General features: G+C 70.0%; 21 protein-coding genes. 8 read left to right on the top strand and 13 right to left on the bottom strand.

From position 1 onward, the window contains the following. Positions 1–3 precede the first annotated feature (3 nt). Positions 4–936, bottom strand: a complete 933-nt coding sequence (locus ABZ412_RS27250; protein WP_357285372.1) for an alpha/beta hydrolase — start codon at positions 934–936, stop codon at positions 4–6. Positions 937–1,088: 152 nt separating this feature from the next. On the opposite strand from ABZ412_RS27250, the gene ABZ412_RS27245 reads away from it, so the two are divergent. After that, entirely contained in the window at positions 1,089–1,913 is an 825-nt protein-coding gene (locus tag ABZ412_RS27245; RefSeq protein WP_357285369.1) for an SDR family oxidoreductase, read from the top strand. Between the two features lie 228 nt (positions 1,914–2,141). Here the strand turns inward: ABZ412_RS27245 and ABZ412_RS27240 are convergent, their stop codons facing one another. Continuing rightward, positions 2,142–3,833 carry a bifunctional 3'-5' exonuclease/DNA polymerase gene (locus ABZ412_RS27240; protein ID WP_357285366.1) on the bottom strand — a complete coding sequence of 564 codons (1,692 nt, stop codon included), beginning with the start codon at positions 3,831–3,833 and terminating at the stop codon, positions 2,142–2,144. A 661-nt stretch (positions 3,834–4,494) separates the two neighbouring features. Here ABZ412_RS27240 and ABZ412_RS27235 point away from each other — a divergent pair. After that, positions 4,495–5,685 carry a DoxX family protein gene (locus tag ABZ412_RS27235; RefSeq protein WP_357285363.1) on the top strand — a complete coding sequence of 397 codons (1,191 nt, stop codon included), beginning with the start codon at positions 4,495–4,497 and terminating at the stop codon, positions 5,683–5,685. A gap of 350 nt (positions 5,686–6,035) precedes the next feature. Here ABZ412_RS27235 and ABZ412_RS27230 read toward each other — a convergent pair whose 3' ends face one another. Continuing rightward, entirely contained in the window at positions 6,036–7,259 is a 1,224-nt protein-coding gene (locus ABZ412_RS27230; protein WP_357285362.1) for an erythromycin esterase family protein, read from the bottom strand. Positions 7,260–7,367: 108 nt separating this feature from the next. Between ABZ412_RS27230 and ABZ412_RS27225 the strand changes: the two genes are divergently transcribed. Then, positions 7,368–8,063: a MerR family transcriptional regulator gene (locus ABZ412_RS27225; protein WP_357285359.1), complete on the top strand. Its 696-nt coding sequence runs from the start codon at positions 7,368–7,370 to the stop codon at positions 8,061–8,063. Positions 8,064–8,168: 105 nt separating this feature from the next. Then, the gene (locus ABZ412_RS27220; protein WP_357285356.1) at positions 8,169–8,537 is read left to right on the top strand and encodes a hypothetical protein; all 369 of its coding nucleotides are present in this window, start codon (positions 8,169–8,171) and stop codon (positions 8,535–8,537) included. 7 nt (positions 8,538–8,544) lie between these two features. On the opposite strand, the gene ABZ412_RS27215 is transcribed toward ABZ412_RS27220, so the two are convergent. Both ABZ412_RS27215 and ABZ412_RS27210 read right to left on the bottom strand, forming a co-directional pair. Beyond that, positions 8,545–8,769 carry a hypothetical protein gene (locus ABZ412_RS27215; RefSeq protein WP_357285353.1) on the bottom strand — a complete coding sequence of 75 codons (225 nt, stop codon included), beginning with the start codon at positions 8,767–8,769 and terminating at the stop codon, positions 8,545–8,547. Beyond that, complete coding sequence (locus ABZ412_RS27210; protein WP_357285350.1) at positions 8,766–9,869, bottom strand: oxygenase MpaB family protein; 1,104 nt, start codon at positions 9,867–9,869, stop codon at positions 8,766–8,768. The genes ABZ412_RS27215 and ABZ412_RS27210 overlap by 4 nt, the downstream gene beginning before the upstream one ends. A 64-nt stretch (positions 9,870–9,933) precedes the next feature. Here ABZ412_RS27210 and ABZ412_RS27205 point away from each other — a divergent pair, with 64 nt between their 5' ends. Both ABZ412_RS27205 and ABZ412_RS27200 read left to right on the top strand, forming a co-directional pair. Continuing rightward, positions 9,934–10,548 carry a TetR/AcrR family transcriptional regulator gene (locus ABZ412_RS27205; RefSeq protein ID WP_357285347.1) on the top strand — a complete coding sequence of 205 codons (615 nt, stop codon included), beginning with the start codon at positions 9,934–9,936 and terminating at the stop codon, positions 10,546–10,548. A gap of 19 nt (positions 10,549–10,567) precedes the next feature. Continuing rightward, entirely contained in the window at positions 10,568–11,320 is a 753-nt protein-coding gene (locus ABZ412_RS27200) for an SDR family oxidoreductase (protein ID WP_357285344.1), read from the top strand. On the opposite strand, the gene ABZ412_RS27195 is transcribed toward ABZ412_RS27200, so the two are convergent. Continuing rightward, positions 11,302–12,267: a TIGR03620 family F420-dependent LLM class oxidoreductase gene (locus tag ABZ412_RS27195; RefSeq protein WP_357285342.1), complete on the bottom strand. Its 966-nt coding sequence runs from the start codon at positions 12,265–12,267 to the stop codon at positions 11,302–11,304. The genes ABZ412_RS27200 and ABZ412_RS27195 overlap by 19 nt on opposite strands. 78 nt (positions 12,268–12,345) lie before the next feature. On the opposite strand from ABZ412_RS27195, the gene ABZ412_RS27190 reads away from it, so the two are divergent. Next, positions 12,346–12,951 (top strand): helix-turn-helix domain-containing protein, encoded by a 606-nt coding sequence (locus ABZ412_RS27190; RefSeq protein WP_357285339.1) that lies wholly within the window; start codon positions 12,346–12,348, stop codon positions 12,949–12,951. Positions 12,952–12,963: 12 nt separating this feature from the next. Here ABZ412_RS27190 and ABZ412_RS27185 read toward each other — a convergent pair whose 3' ends face one another. Together ABZ412_RS27185 and ABZ412_RS27180 are read right to left on the bottom strand one after the other, a co-directional pair. Continuing rightward, positions 12,964–13,848 carry an RNA polymerase sigma-70 factor gene (locus tag ABZ412_RS27185; RefSeq protein ID WP_357285336.1) on the bottom strand — a complete coding sequence of 295 codons (885 nt, stop codon included), beginning with the start codon at positions 13,846–13,848 and terminating at the stop codon, positions 12,964–12,966. A 66-nt stretch (positions 13,849–13,914) separates the two neighbouring features. After that, positions 13,915–14,364 (bottom strand): GtrA family protein, encoded by a 450-nt coding sequence (locus ABZ412_RS27180; RefSeq protein WP_357285675.1) that lies wholly within the window; start codon positions 14,362–14,364, stop codon positions 13,915–13,917. A 167-nt stretch (positions 14,365–14,531) separates the two neighbouring features. Here ABZ412_RS27180 and ABZ412_RS27175 point away from each other — a divergent pair, with 167 nt between their 5' ends. Further along, complete coding sequence (locus tag ABZ412_RS27175) at positions 14,532–14,738, top strand: DUF6374 family protein (protein WP_357285333.1); 207 nt, start codon at positions 14,532–14,534, stop codon at positions 14,736–14,738. A gap of 13 nt (positions 14,739–14,751) precedes the next feature. Here the strand turns inward: ABZ412_RS27175 and ABZ412_RS27170 are convergent, their stop codons facing one another. From ABZ412_RS27170 to ABZ412_RS27150, 5 genes are read right to left on the bottom strand one after another with little or no spacing between them, the layout of a single operon-like run. Then, complete coding sequence (locus ABZ412_RS27170; protein ID WP_357285331.1) at positions 14,752–16,326, bottom strand: regulator; 1,575 nt, start codon at positions 16,324–16,326, stop codon at positions 14,752–14,754. Positions 16,327–16,338: 12 nt separating this feature from the next. Continuing rightward, positions 16,339–17,037: an isochorismatase family cysteine hydrolase gene (locus ABZ412_RS27165; protein WP_357285328.1), complete on the bottom strand. Its 699-nt coding sequence runs from the start codon at positions 17,035–17,037 to the stop codon at positions 16,339–16,341. After that, positions 17,034–18,425 (bottom strand): allophanate hydrolase, encoded by a 1,392-nt coding sequence (locus tag ABZ412_RS27160; RefSeq protein WP_357285325.1) that lies wholly within the window; start codon positions 18,423–18,425, stop codon positions 17,034–17,036. The genes ABZ412_RS27165 and ABZ412_RS27160 overlap by 4 nt, the downstream gene beginning before the upstream one ends. Before the next feature lie 56 nt (positions 18,426–18,481). Then, complete coding sequence (locus tag ABZ412_RS27155; protein ID WP_357285322.1) at positions 18,482–19,150, bottom strand: GntR family transcriptional regulator; 669 nt, start codon at positions 19,148–19,150, stop codon at positions 18,482–18,484. Between the two features lie 27 nt (positions 19,151–19,177). After that, the gene (locus tag ABZ412_RS27150; RefSeq protein ID WP_357285319.1) at positions 19,178–19,372 is read right to left on the bottom strand and encodes a hypothetical protein; all 195 of its coding nucleotides are present in this window, start codon (positions 19,370–19,372) and stop codon (positions 19,178–19,180) included. Positions 19,373–19,999: the final 627 nt, after the last annotated feature.

The raw sequence follows: 19,999 nt of genomic DNA, 5'->3' as shown, positions 1-19,999 counted from the left end.
CGATCAGCCCAGACCGCGCGCGAATTCGATCAGCGCGGCATTGACCTCCTCGGGCCGCTGCTGCTGAATCCAGTGGCCCGCGCCGTCGAGGATGAGCGAGCCGCGCAGATCACCGAGCATCGCCGCCATCTTGTGCATCGGCGTGAAACGGATGACCGGATCGGTCGACCCGGCGATGAACAGCGACGGGCAGTCGATCTTCACGCCCTCCAGGTGCGCGGTCAGCTCCCAGGTCAGATCGAGAGTGCGGTAGTAGTTCAGCCCGCCGGTGAACCCGGTCCGGGTGAAAGCCTTCGCGTAGTAATCGAATTCGGGTTCGCTGAGCCACGGCGGCAGCGGCGGCTCCGGCTCGCCGGTGTCCAGGAACGTCGCGGCGGTGACGATATCGTCACGCAACAGCGTGCGCCGCACATCCGCCGCCAGCACAGCGTCCGCGACGCCGGGCTCCTGGAACCACACCATGTAGAAGTCCTCACCCAGCCGCTTGCGCATGATCGGCAGCGGCGGCGCCGACGAGCGCGGGGTGGCGGGCACGCTCAGCCCCGCCACCGCCCGCACCCGCTCCGGGAACTCGCGGGCCAGATGCCACACCACCGACGCGCCCCAGTCGTGGCCCACGAAGATCGCGTCCTCGAGCCCGTACGCGTCGAGCAGCCCGACCAGATCCCGGCACACCGTGAGCAGGTCGTACGCCTCGATCCCGGCCGGTCGCGAACTGCCGCCGTAGCCGCGCATATCCGGTGTCAGCGTCCGGAAACCGGCCTCGGCCAGCGCGAACACCTGATGCCGCCACGAGAAGCCGAGCTCCGGGAACCCGTGGCAGAACACCACCGGCGCGCCCTCGCCGTGCTCGACCACCCGCAGTTCGATGCCATTGGCCGCGACCTGCCTGCTGCCCAGGCGATTCCACTCGTCGACCGGATGTGCTGTCCGCATCGGGTTGTTCACCTCTCGAGACCGGGACGGTTGACGCCGGGGCAGTCATGAACTTGAATCCGACGCAGGGTTCATATTTCCATGAGCCGGCGCGTTCGATCCAGCCTCCGACGGCCCGGATCGGCGGCCGGAATCGGCCGGAGGGAGCATCCGTGCAGGTCGCGGGCAAGAACGCCATTGTCACCGGAGGCGGCGGCGGCATCGGTGGGGCGATCGCCGACCGGCTGGTGCGGGCCGGGGCGCGGGTGGTGGTCGCGGATCTGAACGCCGACGCGGCCGCGGCCGTGGTCGCCGCGCTGGAACTGGAATTCCCGGGCGCGGCCGTGGCGGTCGGCGCCGATGTGGCCGACACCGATCGCATCGCCGAGCTCATCGCCCGGTGCGAGACCGAATTCGGGCCGGTGGACCTGTATTTCGCCAATGCGGGCGTCATGGGCGGGGTCGGGCTCGGCGACGACAAGGACTGGGGTGTCACCCTCGACGTGAACCTCAACGCGCACATCCGGGCGGCGCGGCTGCTGGTGCCCGGCTGGGTCGAACGCGGCGAGGGATACTTCGTCAGCACCGCCTCGGCGGCGGGGCTGCTCACCCAGATCGGTTCGGCCGCATACTCGGTCACCAAACACGCCGCCGTCGGATTCGCCGAATGGCTCTCGGTCACCTACGGCGACGCCGGGATCCGGGTCAGCTGCTTGTGCCCGATGGGCGTGGAGACCGCGCTGCTGCGCGCGGGCGAACACTCCGGCGACACTCTCGGCATGGCCGCCACCCGGGCGGTCACCTCGGCGGGCGCGGTCCTGACCCCCGACGAGGTCGGCGAACTGGTGTTGGCCGCCGTCGACGACGAGCGCTTCCTGATCCTGCCGCACCCGGAAGTCCTCGACATGTACCGCCGCAAGGGCGCCGACTACGACCGCTGGCTGGCGGGCATGCGGCACTACCAGGCGCGACTGCTCGAGAGCGCGGGCGGGGAGTGACCACTGGGCAACCGCGCTGAGCCAACCCGAGCGGTCGCCGTGGCCGACGGTGTACGCGGGGCCTGTCACAGCGGCCATGCCGGAGGCGGGTAGCCGCAACGCGCGGTGAATACCTGACGCGGCAAGGGCGACCCACGCCGGAGGCATTGGCGAGTGCACGACGACGGCACAGTCTCCGCCACCACACGTGGCTCGCCCGCACAGGTGCGGGACGCTGCTGATTCGGGCCTACTTCGCGTCCGCGTAGCACTCGACTATGGCGGTGGTGAACGGGAAGCGCACCGGGGTCGGGCCGAACGCGAGTCGACCGGCGGTGTCGGCGGCTCGGGCGATCGCGTCGGCGACGGTCGCGGCCTCCTCCTCGGGGCAGTGCACGATGACCTCGTCGTGCTGGAAGAACACCAGTTCCGCGCGCAGTCCGGCGGTGTGCAGGGCGTGGCGCAGGCCCGCGAGCAGCAGCAGCGTCCAGTCGGCGGCACTGCCCTGGACGACGAAATTGCGGGTGAAGCGGCCTCGGGCCCGGGCACGCGGGGTGCTGCCGAAACCCGGGGAACCGCCTGCCTCGTCGTCGGGTTGGTCGAAAGCGGTTGCGGGCGGGCAGGTTCGGCCGAACCAGGTGCGGACCAGGCGGCCCTGTTCACCGGCGGTGGCCGCGTCGTCGACGAAGGCGACCGCGGCCGGATAGCGTCGCCGCAGTTCGGCCATGTGGGTGAGCGCGTCGCCGGAGGTCTGGCCGTAGATCGCGCCCAGCATGGCGATCTTGGCTTGGGCGCGGTCGCCGCCGAAGGCCCGGGCGGCCAGATCGGCGTAGAGGTCCTCGCCGCGGCCCGCCACCTCCATCAACCCGCGGTCGCGGGAGATGGCGGCCAGCACCCGCGGTTCCATCTGGTCGGCGTCGGCGACCACCAGCCGCCACCCGGGGTCCGCGCGGATGGCGCGGCGCACGATCTTCGGAATCTGCAGCGCGCCACCGCCATTGGTGGTCCAGCGGCCGGTCACCGTGCCGCCCGGCAGGTACTCGGGCCGGAATCGGCCGTCGCGCACCCACTGGTCGATCCAGGACCAGCCGTGGGCGGTGTGCAGGCGGTAGAGCTTCTTGTACTCCAGCAGCGGTTCCACGGCCGGATGATCGATGTCCTGGAGCTCCCATTTGCGGGTGGAGGACAACAGGATTCCCGCGCGGGCGAACGCGCGGATGATGTCCTGGGGGAGATCGGGCCGGACCCGCACCCCCGTCCCGAACGCCCGCGACACCTCGTCGGCCAGTTCGGCCAGCCGTCGCGGCTCCGACCCGCTCGGCACGCGCTCGCCCAGCAGGGAATCGAGCAGCTCGCGGTGGACATCGGCGCGCCACGGAATCCCGGCGCGCGACATCTCCGTCGCCACCAGCAGCCCCGCGGACTCGGCGGCGAGCAGCATCCGCATGCGGGCCGGGTACTCGGCCGCGGCCGTGCGCGCCACCTGTCCCGCGTACACCTCGAGCAACGCGGTGAACTCGTCGGTCCCGGACGGCAATGGCACCGGCCCGGATTCGAACAGGGTCGGTTCGGTATCGGCGGCCCGGGCGGGCGCGTCCTGGGGGACCGGTAGGCCGTGCACCCGCGCCCACGCGGCGGCCAGCGAACGGGCCTGCCCGGACTGGCCCTGTTCGTGCCCGATCAGCAGCGCTTCGGCAGCCTCCACGTCATAGCAGCGGTCCACTCGCACCCCGGCGTCGAGCAGCCGCTTGTAGATCGCCGCCGTCGACCGCCACACCCACCGCTCGACCTCCGGCCGCACCCGAACCGCCTCCGCGAGCGAGGACTCCTCGACCACCGGGCCCGCCGGACGGCCACGCTCGTCCAGCGGGCACACCCGTGCCCCGCCGTCACCCGTCTCCGCCACCGCCCACCGCATACCGGTGAGTCTGGCAGCGGGCACAGACAATTCCGTGACACCCGACCGTGGCCGGGTGTCCGCGGGGAGGGCGGCGCTACCGGAATGTCCGCTAGCTGGAGTTTCAAGCTCTGCGGCGTGGTCGTGGCCCGGCGGGTTTCGATGCCCGTGTGTTGCTGGGTGTCTTCAGGACGTCGTCGACTTCATCGCGGCCCGCACTGTGTGGAGCCGCTCGGCGTAGAAGAAGCCCGTCCGTATCCGAGGCAGAGCAGGGCGAGCAGGTCCGTCAGGGCCCGCCCGCCTGCGCTGGATCAGACTCGAAGCGAGACGACCGGGCGAAGAGCCAGCGCACGATAAGCCTCCGACGCAGGATGCGCCCCAGCCGGGGCCGTCAGCCGGGAGCCGCCCCTGGCCCCGATCCCGGGGGGCAAGGGGTGTAGGGGCAAGGGATTTGCCGGGTACGAACCGACCGTTCGCTGACCTAACGTTCAGCGTCGCAGGGTAATCAGGTGCGGTAGCTCTCGGAGGAATCGGTGTGGTTGTGCAGTTGGCCGTCGAGGCGGACGTCGCGGTGACGGGTGAGCCGCGATGGAGTCCGTTGCGGCGGATGGTGTTCCGGTATTCGTTCGTGACGCTGGGTGTTGGAATGGCCGGGGTGTGGGTGCTGCACATGCTGCTGCGGTCGGTGGGAGTCTCGCAGCAGACCGTGGTGGGTGTGGCGAAATGGACGGCACTGCATCCGCTCACGGATTGGCTGGGAGAGCATATCTTCGGCGTCCATGTCGACTGGTCGTACACGGGAAGCGGAGATACCGCGGCGAATTGGGTGTCGATTTTCACCCTACTGTTCGTCGCGGTGCCGATCACGGCGGTGTGGTCGGTGCTGGACCGGCGGCGGCCGGACTATCTGCGGCTGTACGCGTGGTTCCGGATGGTGGTACGTCTGGCCCTGATGAGCGCCCTGCTGCTGTACGGCGTCACGAAACTATTGCCCTCGCAGATGGCGTTCGCGCTGGACCGGCTGGTGGAGCCGTTCGGCGATCTGAGCCCGATGGCGGTGTTGTGGTCGCAGACGGCCAGCTCTGAGCCGTATGAAATCGCCTTGGGCGCAGCAGAAGTCACCGCAGGTTTGCTGCTGATCCTGCCGTTCACCGCGGGACTGGGTGCGCTTCTGTCTGTCGTGGTGACCCTCCAGGTGTTCCTGCTGAACCTCACCTTCGATGTGCCGGTGAAAATACTCTCCGGCGAGCTGCTGGTGTATGCGATGGTGCTGGCTGCCCCGGATATCGCACGCACCGTCCGGGCGCTGGTCGGGCGCGCGGTGCCGGTGCGCCGGCCCGAGCCGCTGGTCTCCTCGCCGCGCGGGCGGCGAATCCTGGTGGCGGCACAGGTGATTCTGGGGATGTGGATACTCTTCACGACTCTCGGTGAGGGGCACGACGCCTGGCAGACGTACGGAAATGGCCGACCGCACTCGCCGCTCTACGGGATTTGGAATGTCACCGAGTACACGGTCGCGGGCCAGGAGGTCCCGGCGCTGGTCGACTTCCGGTCCGCGCCATCGGATGGCCGTCTCATCGGTCCGGCGGACCGATTCCGCCGTCTCATCTTCGACATCCCGCAGGGCGTGACCGCTCAGCGCATGGACGACTCGCTGGTGTCGTTCCCGGTGGAGATCGATACCGATCTGCACACCGTGACCATTACGAAGGATCTGGCGCACCAGTGGAAGCTCGCCGTCCTGAATTACGAACAGCCCCAGCCTGATCAGCTGATGCTGGACGGTCAGCTGGCCGGCCGTCCGGTTCATCTGCGCCTGACCCGGGTCGATCTCGACCGCTTCCGGTTGATCTCGCGTGGGTTCCACTGGGTCCAGCCGGCGCCGTACCTCCGCTAGCTCGAGTTTCAAGCTCTGCGGGCTGTGTCGTGTGCCCCAGATGATCTTGGATGAAGCCCTTCGGCCAGCATCGCCGAGGTCATGGCAGTGTGAATGCGGCGCTGGATCGGGGCCGCATCGAGATCGATCGGCTGCGTCGGGCGCTGGCCGGCGTGCCGTTGCCGCGGGCGGCGGAACCACCCACGACCGCGATCTGCACGCCGCCCACCACATCCTCGCCGCCGGACGGGCCGAGAGGCTGAACGCCTGCGGAGGGACCGTCAGTCTTTCCGTCTGACGGAAAGCAAGTCCCAGCGAAACAGGAACCCACCCGGAGCGCCCGCCTGGGCGCTGGCAGGAATCTCCGGCCTTCAGGCAGGAGAAGACGTCAACCAGTATTGATGCTGTGCGCCGTCGGTGTCGGTGATGAAGACGACCGCGTCGGCGCCGTCGAGATCGGCGAGCGTGAGCGGGAAATGGCCGCGCACAATCGGTTCGGCGGACACGATCGCGGGGGACAGGGCGGCAGCGAGCGTACGCGCCGGGAACAGGGCGCGGCCGGGGGTCGCCTCGGCGAGCACACCCTGCAGGGTGCCCGGAACCGGGGCGGGGGTCGCGTCGGTCGCCACGAACAGGTAGCGCTCGCCGAGGGTGAAGGCGGCCAGCGCGCCCGCGTTGCTCCATGCGGGCTGGTCCGGCACCCGGGGATGCAGGTGTGAATTGTGCGCGAAGACGAGCGTCGGCCCGCGCCGCTGTTCTCGCTCGACGATCGCCAGGATGTTGTCCGCCATCATCTCCGATCGCACACCGGACAGGCTGCCGATACGGTCGGAGCCCGGGGTGGCCATGGCAGCGTGGTAGCGCAGCAGCCCCAGCGCGGTCCGCGCGTGGATGACGGCCTCGGCGTAACCGGTCGGATCGGCCGCGCGCAGCGAGGGGCCCGCGCGGTGCAGGGCATCGGCGAGGTCGTCGGCGATCAGGCGCAGCGCGCGGGCGCGGTCGGAGTCGCCGATCGAGGCCGCCGGATCGAACATGGCCGCCTGGTTCGTCCACTCGGCGTCCGCGCCGAGCAGCCCGTCGAGTTCGGCGACCGATGCGGGCAGCAGCGCCTTCGGCAGCCGGTCGGCCAGCGCGCACAACGCGGACCGGGGGCTCGGCGCACCCGCGTACTCCACCGGCGCGTCGAATCCGTAGAACCGCACCCGCTCCGCGGGCGCTCGGCCCGCGTTGTATTCGCGCAGCCACTCGACGAGTTCGCGATTACCGGGTATCGATCCGAATCCGTGGCTGAACCCCGTGGACAGCACGGCATCGATCGCCCCCTCCGACCCATTGACGTAGTCATCGACGATCCCCGCCGCCAGGAAATCGATCTCCAGCGCGATCGACCGGAACCCCCGGTCGGCCAGCCGGCTCAGAATGTCGTTGCGCAGCAGCGGGAATGCCGCGATCCCATGGGTCGGCTCGCCGAGCGCGAACACGGCCGGTGGTGTGGTGCGGGCGGACAGTAGCTCGTCCAGAGCGAGGCCCAGGGCCGCGCGGTCATCGGCTCGGCGGCCGATCGCGCTCGGGGAGGTGGGGGTGGTTGCGGACATGGCACTCCTTCCAGCAGGACTGCCTTCGACAGTATCGTTGAAGGTTCGAGTGAAACTTGTGTGAAGTTGTGCCTGTTCGGAGCAGGACAACCCTCAAAGGAGGTGGCGGTGCGCCCGATCGATCTGGCCCGCGAGCACGGCCTGTCGGCACAGGCGATCCGCAACTACGACGACGCGGGCATCCTCCCGCCCACCGAGCGCACCGACAACGGCTACCGCCGCTACACCCCCGCGCACGCGCAAGCCCTGCGCGCCTTCCTCGCCCTGCGCGTCGGCCACGGCCACGAACGCGCCGCGGAGATCCTGCGCGCCTGCCATCGCGGCGACACCGAAGCCGCCTACCGGCTCATCGACGCCACACACACCGCGCTGCACACCGAACGCACCACCCACGCCGACGTCGCGACCGCGCTCGACAGCCTCTCCGCCGCGCCACCCGACCCGATTCCCGGCCGCCCCCTGACCGTTGGCGAACTCGCGCACCGCCTCGGCGTGCACGCCGCCACCCTGCGCACCTGGGAGACCGAAGGCATCCTGCGTCCGGAACGCGACCCCGCCACCGGCTACCGCCACTACCGGCCCGACGCCGTGCGCGACGCGGAGATCGCCCGGCAGCTCCGCCGCGGCGGATACCCGCTGGCACGCGTCGCGCACTTCCTCGAATCCCTGCACGAGGCAGGCGGAACCGAGGCGCTCACCGCCTTCCTCACCGCCTGGCAGCAGCGCCTGAACGCCCGCGGCCGCGCCCTGCTGTCCGGCGCGGCCCAACTCGACGCCTATCTCCTACTGCGCGAGCGGATGTGACAACCTGCGCCGATATGACAACGGCCCCTGGCGCGCCCGCCGGAACGGCCTAGCATCGTAGGGAGATCCCGGACCGACGGCCCGGGGCGGCAGGAGGTGCGAGTCATGGCCGGCAAACCCGAGATTCGATCGATCGGCAACCCCTCCGCGCCGTCGTGGGTCCCGGTGGAAGCCTGCGCGCTACCCACCGCCGAGCAACCCTTGCGCGTCGCCGAATTCGACGCCCTGTTCCGCGACGCGGTGCTCGGCTGGGACCGGATCTCGGCGACCCGGCTGCGGCTGGACCTCGACGGCAGCGCCGAGCCCCGGGCCCGCGAACTCGCCGCGCGGGAAACCAGCTGCTGTTCCTTCTTCACCTTCGAATTCGCCGCCGCGGGAACCGATCTGGTGCACATGCACATCGGTGTGCCACCCGAGCGGGCCGTGGTGCTCGACGGCCTGGCGGCCCGGGTGACCGCGGCCGGAACCGCCTGACCGCGCGTCATTCCCGCGCATCGGCTCCCGGATACGCGCGGGAGTCGGTCGTGTACTCGGGGTTGCCGTAGACCACCAGCTGCTTGCGCACCCTGCGGACCGTGTAGGCGTCGGCCGCCCGGAGCAGGGTGGGAGACTGGCTCGCCATGGTCATGAGAATGAACCGCACGATGATGAACGGCGCGGTCAGGCCCACCCGGATCGCGTCGGGGAGAGTCAGCGTCACGCTCATGGCGGCCGCGGCCTTGCGGTTGCCGCCGCAGAAGCCGAGGAAGAACACCCGGCTCCAGCTCTTCTCGATCGCGTCGGCGACGCGGTCGTAGCGCGAGCGGCCCGGGCGCAGGTACGCGGAATGGTGGAGCGGACCAGCGCGCCGCAGGTGGCGTCGTCGAAGTCGTCGCGCAGCACGGCGGCCCGGCCGTGGAAGACCTCGAGGATGCCCGCCGCGGTGGTCGGCAGCAATTCCTCCGGCAGGCCCAGCAGGAAGCAGCGGTAGCGGCTGAATTCGAGGATCGCGCGTTCGCGGGCGCTGAACTCGGTGCGGCCGCGGCGGATCGCCATCGTCGCGAGCAGATACATATTGATCAGCCCGGCGGGCATTTGATCGACCTGCGGCAGCGGCACCCCGTACACATCGGCGTCCCACCGGTCCCCGCGCGCCAACGCGTTGTAGCGCACCATCGAATGCATCAGGCGCACCATGGCCGCGGCCTCAAAGCCCTCGCCGTGCCGTTCCAGCGCACCGGGCAGCGTGGTCACCGCGAAGAACGAGGCGGTCTCGTTGACCCGCCGCGCCGCCCGCCGCCCCGACAGCGCCCCGGTCAATGTCATCGGCAGGGCCGCATAGGTATTGAGGAACGTCGCCAGGAACGCGCCCCGGATCAGGACCGGTGACAGGAACGCCGCGCCGACCCGCGAATGTCGCGCGCCCTCCTCGACCAGCTCCATGTCCAGCCAGGCCGGCGTCGCCTCCATGGCCGCCAGGAAAGCCCGCAGTTCCTCGGGTGCGCCGGGTACCGAGTCGACCCCCGCACGGCACGCCTGCCGCAGCATTCCGATCAAGCCCTTGACGCCGTACTCCGGGGCGAGCGCCGCGTACGGGTCGGCCACCACATCGCCGAGCATCGTTGCGGTGCGCATCAATTCGACGACCCGATCGTCGGCCAGCAGTGGCTCGCGCGGTGCGACCCAGCCGGGCAGCGACGACTTGTCGCCGGGATCGACGGTGAAGCGGAAGGGGGCCTCGTCGAAGTCGATCGAGCCGTAGAGCTCGGGCTGCAGTGCGCGCTGACTGCGGACGCGCTCGGCGAGTTCGGGGTAGTGCGGCGACATCGGAGCACCTCAACTTTCAACCTGTTAGTTAGAGACTGACAGGTTGTAAGTTATGCTGTCAAGGGTGACCACCGCTCCCCGGACGCGGCGGCGGATGAGCGCAGAGAACCGCCGCGAGCAGATCCTCGACATCACCCACGAGATCGTCGGGGCGGAAGGCTTCCCCGCGGCCACCCCCAATCGGATCGCCGAGGCGGCCGGGGTCACCCGCCCCGTGCTGTATCAGCAATTCGGCGATATGGCAGGGCTTTTCGTCGCCCTCATCGACCGGGAGAGCGTCCGTGCCGCGACCCAGTTCGCGGAAGGCTTCGCGCAGGTGGACGAGACCGCCGACCCGGACCCGTTCGTGCGGGCCTTCGAGGGCGCGGTCCGGGCCATCGACGCGCATCCCGAGACGTGGCGGCTGTTCCTGTTCCCGCCCGCCGGTGCGCCACCGGAACTGCACGAGCGCCAGGCCGTCGCCCAGGCGGCCGTCCGGGGATTCCTGGAACAGGAACTGCGGCAGGCGTTTCCGAAGCTGCCCGATCCCGAATACACCGCGCGCATCCTGCACGCCTCCGGTCGCGAACTGCTCCAGTTGCGGCTCGCCGATCCCGAGCACGCCACCCTCGAACGGCTGGTCGCGCTGGTCCGGCACCTGCGCGTCAACGTGCTTCCGGCGGATCGGGCCGCGGACTGACCGAATACGCTCGGATTCCGTGAGCACACCGAAGATCGTTCTCGTCACCGGAGCCGGAGCCGGATTGGGGCGCGCCATGACCCACGCGCTGACCGCCGCCGGGCATCAGGTCGTCGCGGTGGGGCGCACCCGTGCCACCCTCGACGAGACCGCCGCGGCCGCACCCGGCCCGGGCGGCGTGGACGTCGTCCCCGCCGATGTCACCGATCCCGGCGCCGTGGACGAGGTGTTCGCGCACATCACGCGGCAGTGGGGGCGGCTCGACGTACTGGTCAACAATGCCGGGATCTTCGGGCCCAGCAAGCCGATCGACGAACTGTCCGCGCGAGAGTGGCGGCAGGTCGTCGACATCAACCTCACCGGCGCTTTCCTGTGCGCGCAGGCCGCGTTCCGGCTCATGAAGACCCAGACGCCGCGAGGCGGGCGGATCATCAACAACGGATCCATCTCCGCGCACACCCCGCGCCCCAACACGGTGGCCTACGCCGCCAGCAAGCACGGCATCACGGGTCTCACCAAGGCGCTCAACCTGGAAGGCCGCGCGCACGACATCGCGGTCGGGCAGATCGACATCGGCAATGCCGCAACCGAACTCACCGCGGGCATCGCGGCGGGATCACTGCAGGCCGACGGCAGCGTCCGCCCGGAACCGACCATCGACGCCGCGCACGTCGCCCGCGTCGTCGCGCAGACCATCGACCTGCCGTTGGACGTGAACGTGCCGTTCGTGACCGTGATGGCGACCGGCATGCCCTACATCGGCCGCGGCTGACCGGACCGGGTCCACCGCGTGTCCGTTCCGGCGTGATCGTGTCGTCGGCGGGGGCCTTCATCGATGGAGGCCAGCAGCTTCCACTGCTGTGCCGGGATGGTGAACGGCTCCGCCGGTAGGGCCTGCAGGCACACATGATCGGCGCCGGCGTCGATGTGGGCCGTGATCCGTTGCCGGACCTGGTCTTCCCCGATCGCGACCAACGCGTCGACGAGCCGGTCGCTGCCGCTGAGATCGGCGTCGGTGAAGCCGAGTCGCTGCCAGCTCGCGCGGTAGCCGGGGTTGGACAGGTAGGCGCCCACGTGTGCCCGTGCGCGGGTCCGGGCGTCCGCGTCGGCGGCCCCGACCACGACGGCCTGTTCGACCACGAGCGTCCGGTCCGGTCCGAGCGCGGCGCGGGCCCGCGCCGTGTGTTCGGGCGTCACGAGATAGGTGATCGCGCCGTCGGCCCGGTCCCGAGCCAGCCGCAACGCGCTCGGACCGAGCGCCGCCAGCACGCGAGGCAATCGGCCGGCGTCCGGCAATCCGAGCTGGGCCAGCAAGGCGTCCGGCGTGTCGAGATCGTCGAGGTAGTCGCGCAGAGCGGTCAGCGGTCTGCGGTATTCGAGCCCGAGTACGCCTTCGACGACGCGGGGATTGGAGGTGCCGGCCCCGAACACGAACCGATCCGGATAGGCGTCCAGGACGGCTCGGGCCGAGGCTCGCATCCAGTGCGGATGGCGGCCGTATGTCACCGCGATCCCCGTGCCGACCACCAGTCCGCTTGTTGCGGCGAGCAATCCGGCGGCCGTGACGAACGGGTCGTGCGCGAGCCCTTCGCTGAGCCAGATCGCGCCCAGCCCCAGTTCCTCCAGCTCCGCGGCCAGTCCCGTCGCGACCGGCGGCGCCTGCAGATCGAGCCCGTTCACCCAGATGCCGGTGCGCGGCAAGTTGGTCGGCAACGTCATGTTCGACTCCTGTCCACTACAATTCGGAATGCCACTCCGAATATACGGAATGGCATTCCGATTCGCCCGAGGAGTCCTGTGGAGCAAGCAGAATCACCGCCACCGGGCGGGGCTCGAGCCGATGCCCGGCGCAGCCGCGCACGACTGCTCGACACCGCCCGCGCGATGTTCGCCAGCGATGGCGTCGACGTGTCGTTCAATGAGATCGCCCGCCGTGCCGGTGTCGGCCCGGCCACCCTCTATCGGCATTTCCCGCGGCGAGAAGACCTCATCGCCGCCGTGGTCGGCACCAGCCTCGACGAGGTCACCGCACTCGCGAGCGCTCTCGACGCCGAACCCGACCCCGCGGCGGCGCTATCGCAGTGGATTGCCGCGCTGGTAGCGCACATTCGCCGGGTGCGGGGGCTGTCCGAGGAGATCCTGCGAGCCCTCGAAGTGCCCGACAGCCCCTTGGCCCCGCATTGCGCCGCGGCACTGGATGCGGCCGGCACCGTGCTCGTCCGCGCCCAACGGGCAGGACGCGCGCACCCCGAGGTCACCACCGACGACATCGTCAAGCTCGCTACCGCCATCGCGTGGACCAGTGACCGGTCCGACATCGCCGCGGCGGCCACCGACCGGCTTGTCGGCCTTGTGCTGTACGGCATCATCGGCCCGGGCGACACGCAACCCGCACACCCCTGACGTCCGACCGGGTCATCGGCTCAGGGCGGTCACCCGGTCCATGTGCGAGTGCTTCTCCGGGTTGCGGACCGCGTACAGCCCGGTGATGAGGCCGTCGTCGATCCGCAACGCCAGTACGGTGTCCACCGCACCCTCCCGTCGCATCACCAGCGCGGGATGGCCGTTGACCGACGTGGTGTCGAACGCGCTGTCGCCGAATCGCCGCCAGCCCGTGGTGAGTACGCGAGCCACCTTGTCCGCGCCCACGATCGGGTGCGGCAGCGCGGACCGGAGCCCGCCGCCGTCACCGAACGCGACGACATCCGGTGCGAGCAGATCCAGCAGACCTCGCAGGTCACCGGTCTCGACCGCGCGATGGAACGCGTCGAGCACCTCCCGGGACTCGGCGGGTGACACCGGGCCGCGCGGGCGGCGTGACGCCACGTGCGCGCGGGCGCGGTGCGCGATCTGCCGGACCGCGGCCGCGGACTTGTCCACCGCCGCGGCGATCTCGTCGTACGGCAGGTCGAACACCTCGCGCAGCACGAACACCGCGCGCTCGGTCGGGGTGAGCGTCTCGAGCACCAGCAGCATGGCCATCGACACGCTTTCCGCCAGTTCGACGTCCTCGGCCACATCCGGCGCGGTCAGCAGTGGTTCCGGCAGCCACTGCCCGACATAGGACTCCTTGCGCCGGCCCAGCGTCCGCAACCGGCTCAGCGCCTGCCGGGTGGTGATCCGCACCAGGTATGCCCGCTGATCCCGCACCTCCGCGAGGTCGACGCCGATCCAGCGCAGCCACGTCTCCTGCAGCACATCCTCGGCGTCGGCCGCCGACCCGAGCATCTCGTAGGCGACCGTGAACAGCAGATTCCGGTGCGCGACGAACGCGTCGGTGGCGGCGGTGGTACCGATCATGGGTGGGCTCCCGTCTTTCGTGTCATCCACTGGACACCGCCGCCGATCGACATGTGACAGCCCGCCTCAGAACACGAACCCGCGCAAGGCGAGAAACCGCATCCCACCGACCGCCGCCATCACCGCGAGCACGGCCGTCGCCTGGCTGAGCTCCCCGAGCCCAGGGGCCCAGAAATCGAGCCCCGCCAGCGCTGCCGTACTGATCACCAGCCCGACTGCGGCCAGCCCGCCGCCCTCCCATTGCGCGCTGAACCACCCGACCCGCCCGGCCGCCCGGAACGTCAACCGCCGGTGCAGCTCGTTCGCGATCGCCGTACTGACCACCGACCCCGCGATATTCGCCACCAGCGCCCCACTCCCGTTGACCGCCATGAACATCAGCACATACGCGATATTGCTGACCCCGCCGACCACCGCGAACCGGATCAGCTGCGCGACCACATGATCGCCGCGCAGAAACCGGCTCGCGGCGGCGAGCCCACGCTCGATGCCCAGATCGATGGCCTCGAAGTCCATCGGGTTGCCGTGCATCGTCCGCAGTCCGGAATCGGCGATCAGAGTGCTGTTCACGCCACTGACAATCCCCACCCGCGCTTACACCGAGCTGACACCGCCCTGACGCGCCACTGTCAACGATCTTCGACACTCGAACAAACGTTCTACTCGAGGTATTGTCCCGGACCATGCCGGAACTCTCACGACGCGACTGGGCGACGATGAACCTCAAAGAGGTGCAGCGGCAGCTGCTGAAGGCGGCGTCGTTCGGGAAGGTGCTCTCGCCCGAGCAGTTGGAGAATGCCGCGGGCAAGATCGGGGAGGGCTTGCGGATCTTTCTGGACGAGACGGATGGGGGCGGTGCGGGGCGGCCGCCGTCGGGTGCGGGACGGTGACCGCCCGGGCGGCTCAGTCGGGGAGTGCGGGATCGGAGGCTGGGCGCGTGCCGCGCAGGAACGAGCACGCGAGGCAGACGAGTCCGAAGAAGAGGTAGCCGAGGGCGACCTTCGGGGCGGCGGCCCAGGCCACCTCGGTGGCGTGGATGAGACCGACGAAACTGAGCGCGGCGCCGACCGTGGCGGCGAGAGCGGCTGCGCGGAAGCGCTTTTCGAGGATGAAGGTAACCATGGTGCCGAGTACCAGCCCGGCCAGCACCGCGCCCGCACCCAGGGTCTTCAGGCCGTCGTAGACCACGCCGGCCTGGCCGAGCGCGCCCGTGCCGATCTTGTCGGCGGAGGTCCCGGCAGCGCTGAGCGCGTTGTCGATCTGGCCGACGCCCCACTCGGCCAGATTGGGCAGCAGCGCGGCCACCACCGCGACCGCGTGCAGGCGCGGGACGGCCTGGAAAGCCTGGGCGCCGATCAGCAGTCCGATGTAGAGCAGGATCGGGACGATCGCCGGAATGGGGAGCAGGGTGGCCAGCACGCCGAAAAGGCCCAGCAGGCACATCAATCCGATGATCGCTCCACTGGCGAGCGAGTAGGCGGTGCGTCCGCCCGCGTCCTTCCAGCCGGGATGGCCGATGTAGACGGCGGGCGGGAAGGGCGAGCCGAAACCGGAGCCGATGATCGCGCCGAAGCCGTCGGCCAGCAGCACGCTGCGCAGGTTGTAGTTGTCGCCCGCGGCGGCGGCGCTCTCGACGTTGCTCATGGCCTCGGTGAAGTTGTAGACGCCCAGCGGAATCGCGGTGGCCAGCAGCGGCGCCAGGTGCGCGAGCCCGTCGAAGAGCAGGTGCAGGCGCAGGTCCGGCAACCCGAGGGCGATGTCGTGTGCGGCCTGGGAGACGTCCGGAACCGACATATAGCCGCCGATCCACCCGACGGCGGTGCCGACCAGCAGCGCCACCAGGCCGACCGGAACATTGCCGGGCAGTCGCACATCGGTGAAGAAGCCGATGAGAATGATGGCCAGCACCGGCAACCCGATCCAGGCCGCTTCCCACATCTGCGCGGCGGGCCGCATGGCGATGAAAGTGATCGAGATGCCCGCCAGCGTGCCGAGCATGGCCGCGCGCGGGGTGATCCGGCGAATGTACGGTCCGACGAACGCGCCGATCATGACGATCACACCGATCATGAACGCCCACGCCAGACCCGCGGACCACGCCCGCATCGGGTCGTTGGTCTTCAGATAGATGGGCAGCATCACCACGAACACCACGATGAACATGTGCGGGACGCTCGGCCCGTAGGGCAGCGCGGTGACCGTCGCGCGGCCCTCACGCCGCGCGAGCCGCCGCGCCAGCAGCATGTAGTACAGATTGCCCAGCACCAGCGCCACACCCAGCGCGGGCAGTACGGTGCCCAGCACGTCGGCGCTCGGGATCTTCACCACCGCGATGGACAGCGTGGTCAGGGTCAGGACATTGACGAGGATGTTGAACGACAGGCCGAAGAAGGCATTGGTGTCGCCGCGGGTCCACCACGGCAGCGACAGCGGTGCGGCGCTGCCGGTTTCACCGGCGATCGGGGTTTCGACGGACATGGGCTTTCCTGTTCACTGGGCCGGGCTGGGGGAGACGGCGGAGGTGAGCGCGGTGCGGACCGCAGCCGAGTCGGCGACCCAGCCGAAGATGCCGCCCTGGGCGGCGATCATGGCCAGCCCGACGCGCTGGAACTCCGGGAAATACGAACCGACGCAGTCGGAGACCACCAGGCACTCGAATCCGCGGTCGTTGGCCTCGCGCACCGTGGTGTGCACGCAGACCTCGGTGGTGACCCCGGTGACCAGCAGCGAGCGGATTCCCCTGTCCGCCAGTGCGTCTGCCAGCTCGGTCGCGTAGAACGCGCCTTTGCCGGGCTTGTCGATCACCATTTCGCCGTCCACCGGCGCGAGCTCGTCGATGATGTCGTGCCCGTACTCGCCGCGGATCAGGATGCGGCCGAACCGTCCCGGGTCGCCGATGCGCCGGGCGGGATCGCCGCGCAGTAGTTTCGCGGGCGGGCAGTCCGAGAGGTCGGGTCGATGGCCTTCGCGGGTGTGGATCACCGGAATCCCGGCCGCTCGCGCGGTGGCCAGCAGCCCGGCTAGTGGCTCGATGACCGTGCGCAGCAGGGCCACATCATTGCCCAGGCTCTCGCCGAAGCCGCCGGGGTACAGGAAGTCGCGTTGCATGTCGATGATCAGCAGCGCGACCCTGTTCGGGTCGAAGATGAAGTCGCCCGGTTGCGCCGGGACGCGGGAGAATGCCGTCATTGCCGTTCCTTCTGTACGAGCCGGAGATCCGCGTGCGCCACGACCGGGCGCGGTTCGTCGAGCAGGCGGGCCGCCGCGGCGAGCACCACGTCGTCGGCCAACGCCGGGCCGAACACCATCACCGACAGCGGGCGGCCGTCGGCGGCGAGGCCCATCGGCACCGAGATCGCGGTGAGGTCCAGCAGATTGCCGAAGTGGGTGTAGTGGCCCAGCACGGTGTTCGTGGCGATCGGATCGGCCAGCACCTGCGCGACGGTGAACGTGGTGCCGATGGTCGGCGTGACCACCACGTCGACGTAGTCCCAGACCCGGGCCACCGTGGCGCGCAGTTCTTGCAGGCGCTGCTGCGCCCGGAAGACGTCTACCGCGGTGAATCGGAAACCGCCGGTGAGGATTTCGCGGATCACCGGCAGGATCGAATCCGGTCGCTCGGCGAGGAAGTCCTCGAACTCCACCAGCCGCTCGGCCACCCACGGGCCCTGATAGAGCAATTCGCCCGCGGCCAGGAACGGTTCCAGGGTGGTCGGCACACAGTCGAAGCCGCGGCTTTCCAGTCGATTCCGGGCGTCGAGGTGCGCGGTGCGGAACACCTCGTCCCCGAAGAACTCCAGCTCGCCGGGATCGGGCAGTCCGACCCGCAGCCGTCCGCCGCCGAAGCGCGGCCCGCGCGCCCGGCTCCACGGATCGAGTGGATCCACGCCCGCGATCACCTCGAAGACCCGATCGAGGTCTTCGACGGTGCCCGCCATCAGTGTCACGCAGTCCAGCGACTTGCACGCCGGGACCAGGCCCCGCGCGCTGATCAGCCCCCGCGAGGGCTTCCAGCCCAGGATTCCGTTGAGCGCCGCGGGAACCCGCCCCGACCCGGCGGTGTCGGTGGCCACGCAGAACGGCACCTCACCGAGTGCCACCGCGCGCGCGGACCCGGAACTGGAACCGCCGCAGATCAATTCGCCGCCGAACACCGAGCGCGGGATCGGATACGGCGTGCGGGTGCCGTTGAGGCCGGTCGCGAACTGGTCGAGGTTCGTCTTGCCGACGAACAGCGCCCCCGCCGCCAGCAGGCGCTCGACCGCGGGCGCGGTGCTGGTGGCGGTGTAGGCGTAGTCGGGGCAGGCCAGTGTGGTGGGCCGGCCCGCGACGTCGATGCTGTCCTTCACCCCGAACGGCACACCGTACAGCGGTAGCGTGCGCGCCCCGGGCCGTCGCTCGATCTCGGCGGCCGCGGCCAGCAGCTGTTCGCGCGGGACCGGCGTGATCCAGGTGCCGTCGTCGTCGCCGCGCGCCGCGATCGCGTCCGCGACCCGGGCGGCGGTGTGGGTCGGAGAGCCGCTGCCGCTTTCGTGCGAGGCCAGGATTTCCGCGACCGTGGGGCTCGGGTTCACCATTTGTCGATTGTCGACAGAATGTGTGAAATCGGCGGTGTCGCAATGTATCCGCTGTGTTAGCGGATATCCAGGTCCAGGTAGGCCCGCTCCCCGTGCCGCAACAGCGCCTCGCGCGCCGTCGCGGCGTCACCGGATTCCAGGGCCGCCAGCAGCTCCTCGTGCCGTCGAATACCGTTGTGGCGCTGGGTGAGCCGGGCCTCGGCGCGCAGGTTGCGGGCCATGGGCAGCTGTAGCTTGACCAGGATCGGCTCGTAGGCCAGTTCCAGCTGCCGATTACCGGACAGCGCCACGATGGCCGCGTGGAATCGGCGGTGGGCATTGTCGCGCTCGAACGCGTCCCCGGCGGCGTCGGCGACGCGCATCTCCTCGAGTGCCGCTCGGACCCGTCGCAGCGGGTCGCCCTCGACGGCCAGCGGGAACGCGCTGTCGATGGCGTAGCGCTCGAGCACCCGCCGCAACTCGAACAGCTCCAGGATGTCGGTCCGCGACCACACCGCCACCCGGAATCCGCGCCGGGGCAGATGTTCGATCAGCCCTTCTTGCGCCAAGAGCCGTAGAGCTTCCCGCACGGGCGCGCGGCTGGTGCCCAGCCGCGCGCACAGCGCTTCCTCGCCGATGCGGTCGCCCGGCTCGAACCCGCCGCTGAGCACCTCCGCCCGCAGATGCCGCGTCGCCATTTCCACCAGGCTGGGTGGCAGCACCGTCCCGTTCATGCGCGACACCATGATTCGAGACTAACCGGGCCGGTCGGGTCACACGGCGCTGGCCAGGGCGTCGGTGCCGGTGGAACGGACGAATTCCCGTTCGCCGTAACGGAATTGGGTGTCATCCCAGTCGCCGCCCAGGCTGGTGACGAAGTCGCGGATCACCGCGCTGTCGGCGCGGTCGCGCACCAGGATCAGATCGCCGGACGGGGTGAACGAGCCGCCGCCGAGCCGTTCGGCCACCGCGGGATTCGCGGCGAGGGCCCGCGCCGAAGCGGGTGCGGTCCACGTCGGTGACGGTCACGGTGAAACGGTCGGCGCGCGTGTCCGCGCCGGGCAGGTATTCGAAGGTCAGGACCGTTTCCTGGCGGTAGCGCCCACGCAGGTCGTCGGCGACCCAGCAGAGGTTCTTGTAGTCGGTGCAGGCCAGCAGGAATCGCTTGGAGCGTTCGTAGGTGAGACCGGTGTCGGCCGACCAGGCCATCCCGTCGATCAGTTGCGATCCGACCGGCAGGGCCAGTTCGGTCAGGGCGGTGAAGTTCTCGTCGAGTTCGAGCAGGTCCAGCCGATCGGTCAGGCGCGGGTCGGCGGGGTCGGTGATGGTGGCGGTGTTGGTGGTGGCGAGCAGCTCGCCGGTGGGGCGGGTGGGGTCGCCGGGGACTCACGAGGCCGGTCCGTAGGCGTGGGCGGGTGCGGTGGCCGGGTCGACGGCCACGACCCCGGTGATGACGATCGCGGAGGCCAGAGCAGCGGAAACGCGGGCGGTGGTCATCCTTCCCAGTCTGCGCGCACCCGGTCGCGGAGGGAGCCGGATCACACCGGCCGGTATTGACTGAAAATTCAGTCAGACATTAGAGTCGCTGGTGCCCG

Source organism: Nocardia sp. NPDC005746 (genome assembly GCF_040630785.1).
In the GTDB taxonomy this organism is placed as follows: Bacteria; Actinomycetota; Actinomycetes; order Mycobacteriales; family Mycobacteriaceae; genus Nocardia.
This window is presented reverse-complemented; position numbering and strand designations above follow the sequence as displayed.

Excerpts from the sequence above, each read along its gene's own strand:
- ABZ412_RS27250 (WP_357285372.1), bottom strand. The coding sequence starts at position 936 with ATGCGGACAGCACATCCGGTCGACGAGTGGAATCGCCTGGGCAGCAGG.
- ABZ412_RS27230 (WP_357285362.1), bottom strand. The coding sequence starts at position 7,259 with ATGTCCGCAACCACCCCCACCTCCCCGAGCGCGATCGGCCGCCGAGCC.
- ABZ412_RS27220 (WP_357285356.1), top strand. The coding sequence starts at position 8,169 with ATGGCCGGCAAACCCGAGATTCGATCGATCGGCAACCCCTCCGCGCCG.
- ABZ412_RS27215 (WP_357285353.1), bottom strand. The coding sequence starts at position 8,769 with ATGAGCGTGACGCTGACTCTCCCCGACGCGATCCGGGTGGGCCTGACC.
- ABZ412_RS27210 (WP_357285350.1), bottom strand. The coding sequence starts at position 9,869 with ATGTCGCCGCACTACCCCGAACTCGCCGAGCGCGTCCGCAGTCAGCGC.
- ABZ412_RS27195 (WP_357285342.1), bottom strand. The coding sequence starts at position 12,267 with ATGACGTTGCCGACCAACTTGCCGCGCACCGGCATCTGGGTGAACGGG.
- ABZ412_RS27185 (WP_357285336.1), bottom strand. The coding sequence starts at position 13,848 with ATGATCGGTACCACCGCCGCCACCGACGCGTTCGTCGCGCACCGGAAT.
- ABZ412_RS27180 (WP_357285675.1), bottom strand. The coding sequence starts at position 14,364 with ATGGACTTCGAGGCCATCGATCTGGGCATCGAGCGTGGGCTCGCCGCC.
- ABZ412_RS27175 (WP_357285333.1), top strand. The coding sequence starts at position 14,532 with ATGCCGGAACTCTCACGACGCGACTGGGCGACGATGAACCTCAAAGAG.
- ABZ412_RS27170 (WP_357285331.1), bottom strand. The coding sequence starts at position 16,326 with ATGTCCGTCGAAACCCCGATCGCCGGTGAAACCGGCAGCGCCGCACCG.
- ABZ412_RS27165 (WP_357285328.1), bottom strand. The coding sequence starts at position 17,037 with ATGACGGCATTCTCCCGCGTCCCGGCGCAACCGGGCGACTTCATCTTC.
- ABZ412_RS27160 (WP_357285325.1), bottom strand. The coding sequence starts at position 18,425 with ATGGTGAACCCGAGCCCCACGGTCGCGGAAATCCTGGCCTCGCACGAA.
- ABZ412_RS27155 (WP_357285322.1), bottom strand. The coding sequence starts at position 19,150 with ATGGTGTCGCGCATGAACGGGACGGTGCTGCCACCCAGCCTGGTGGAA.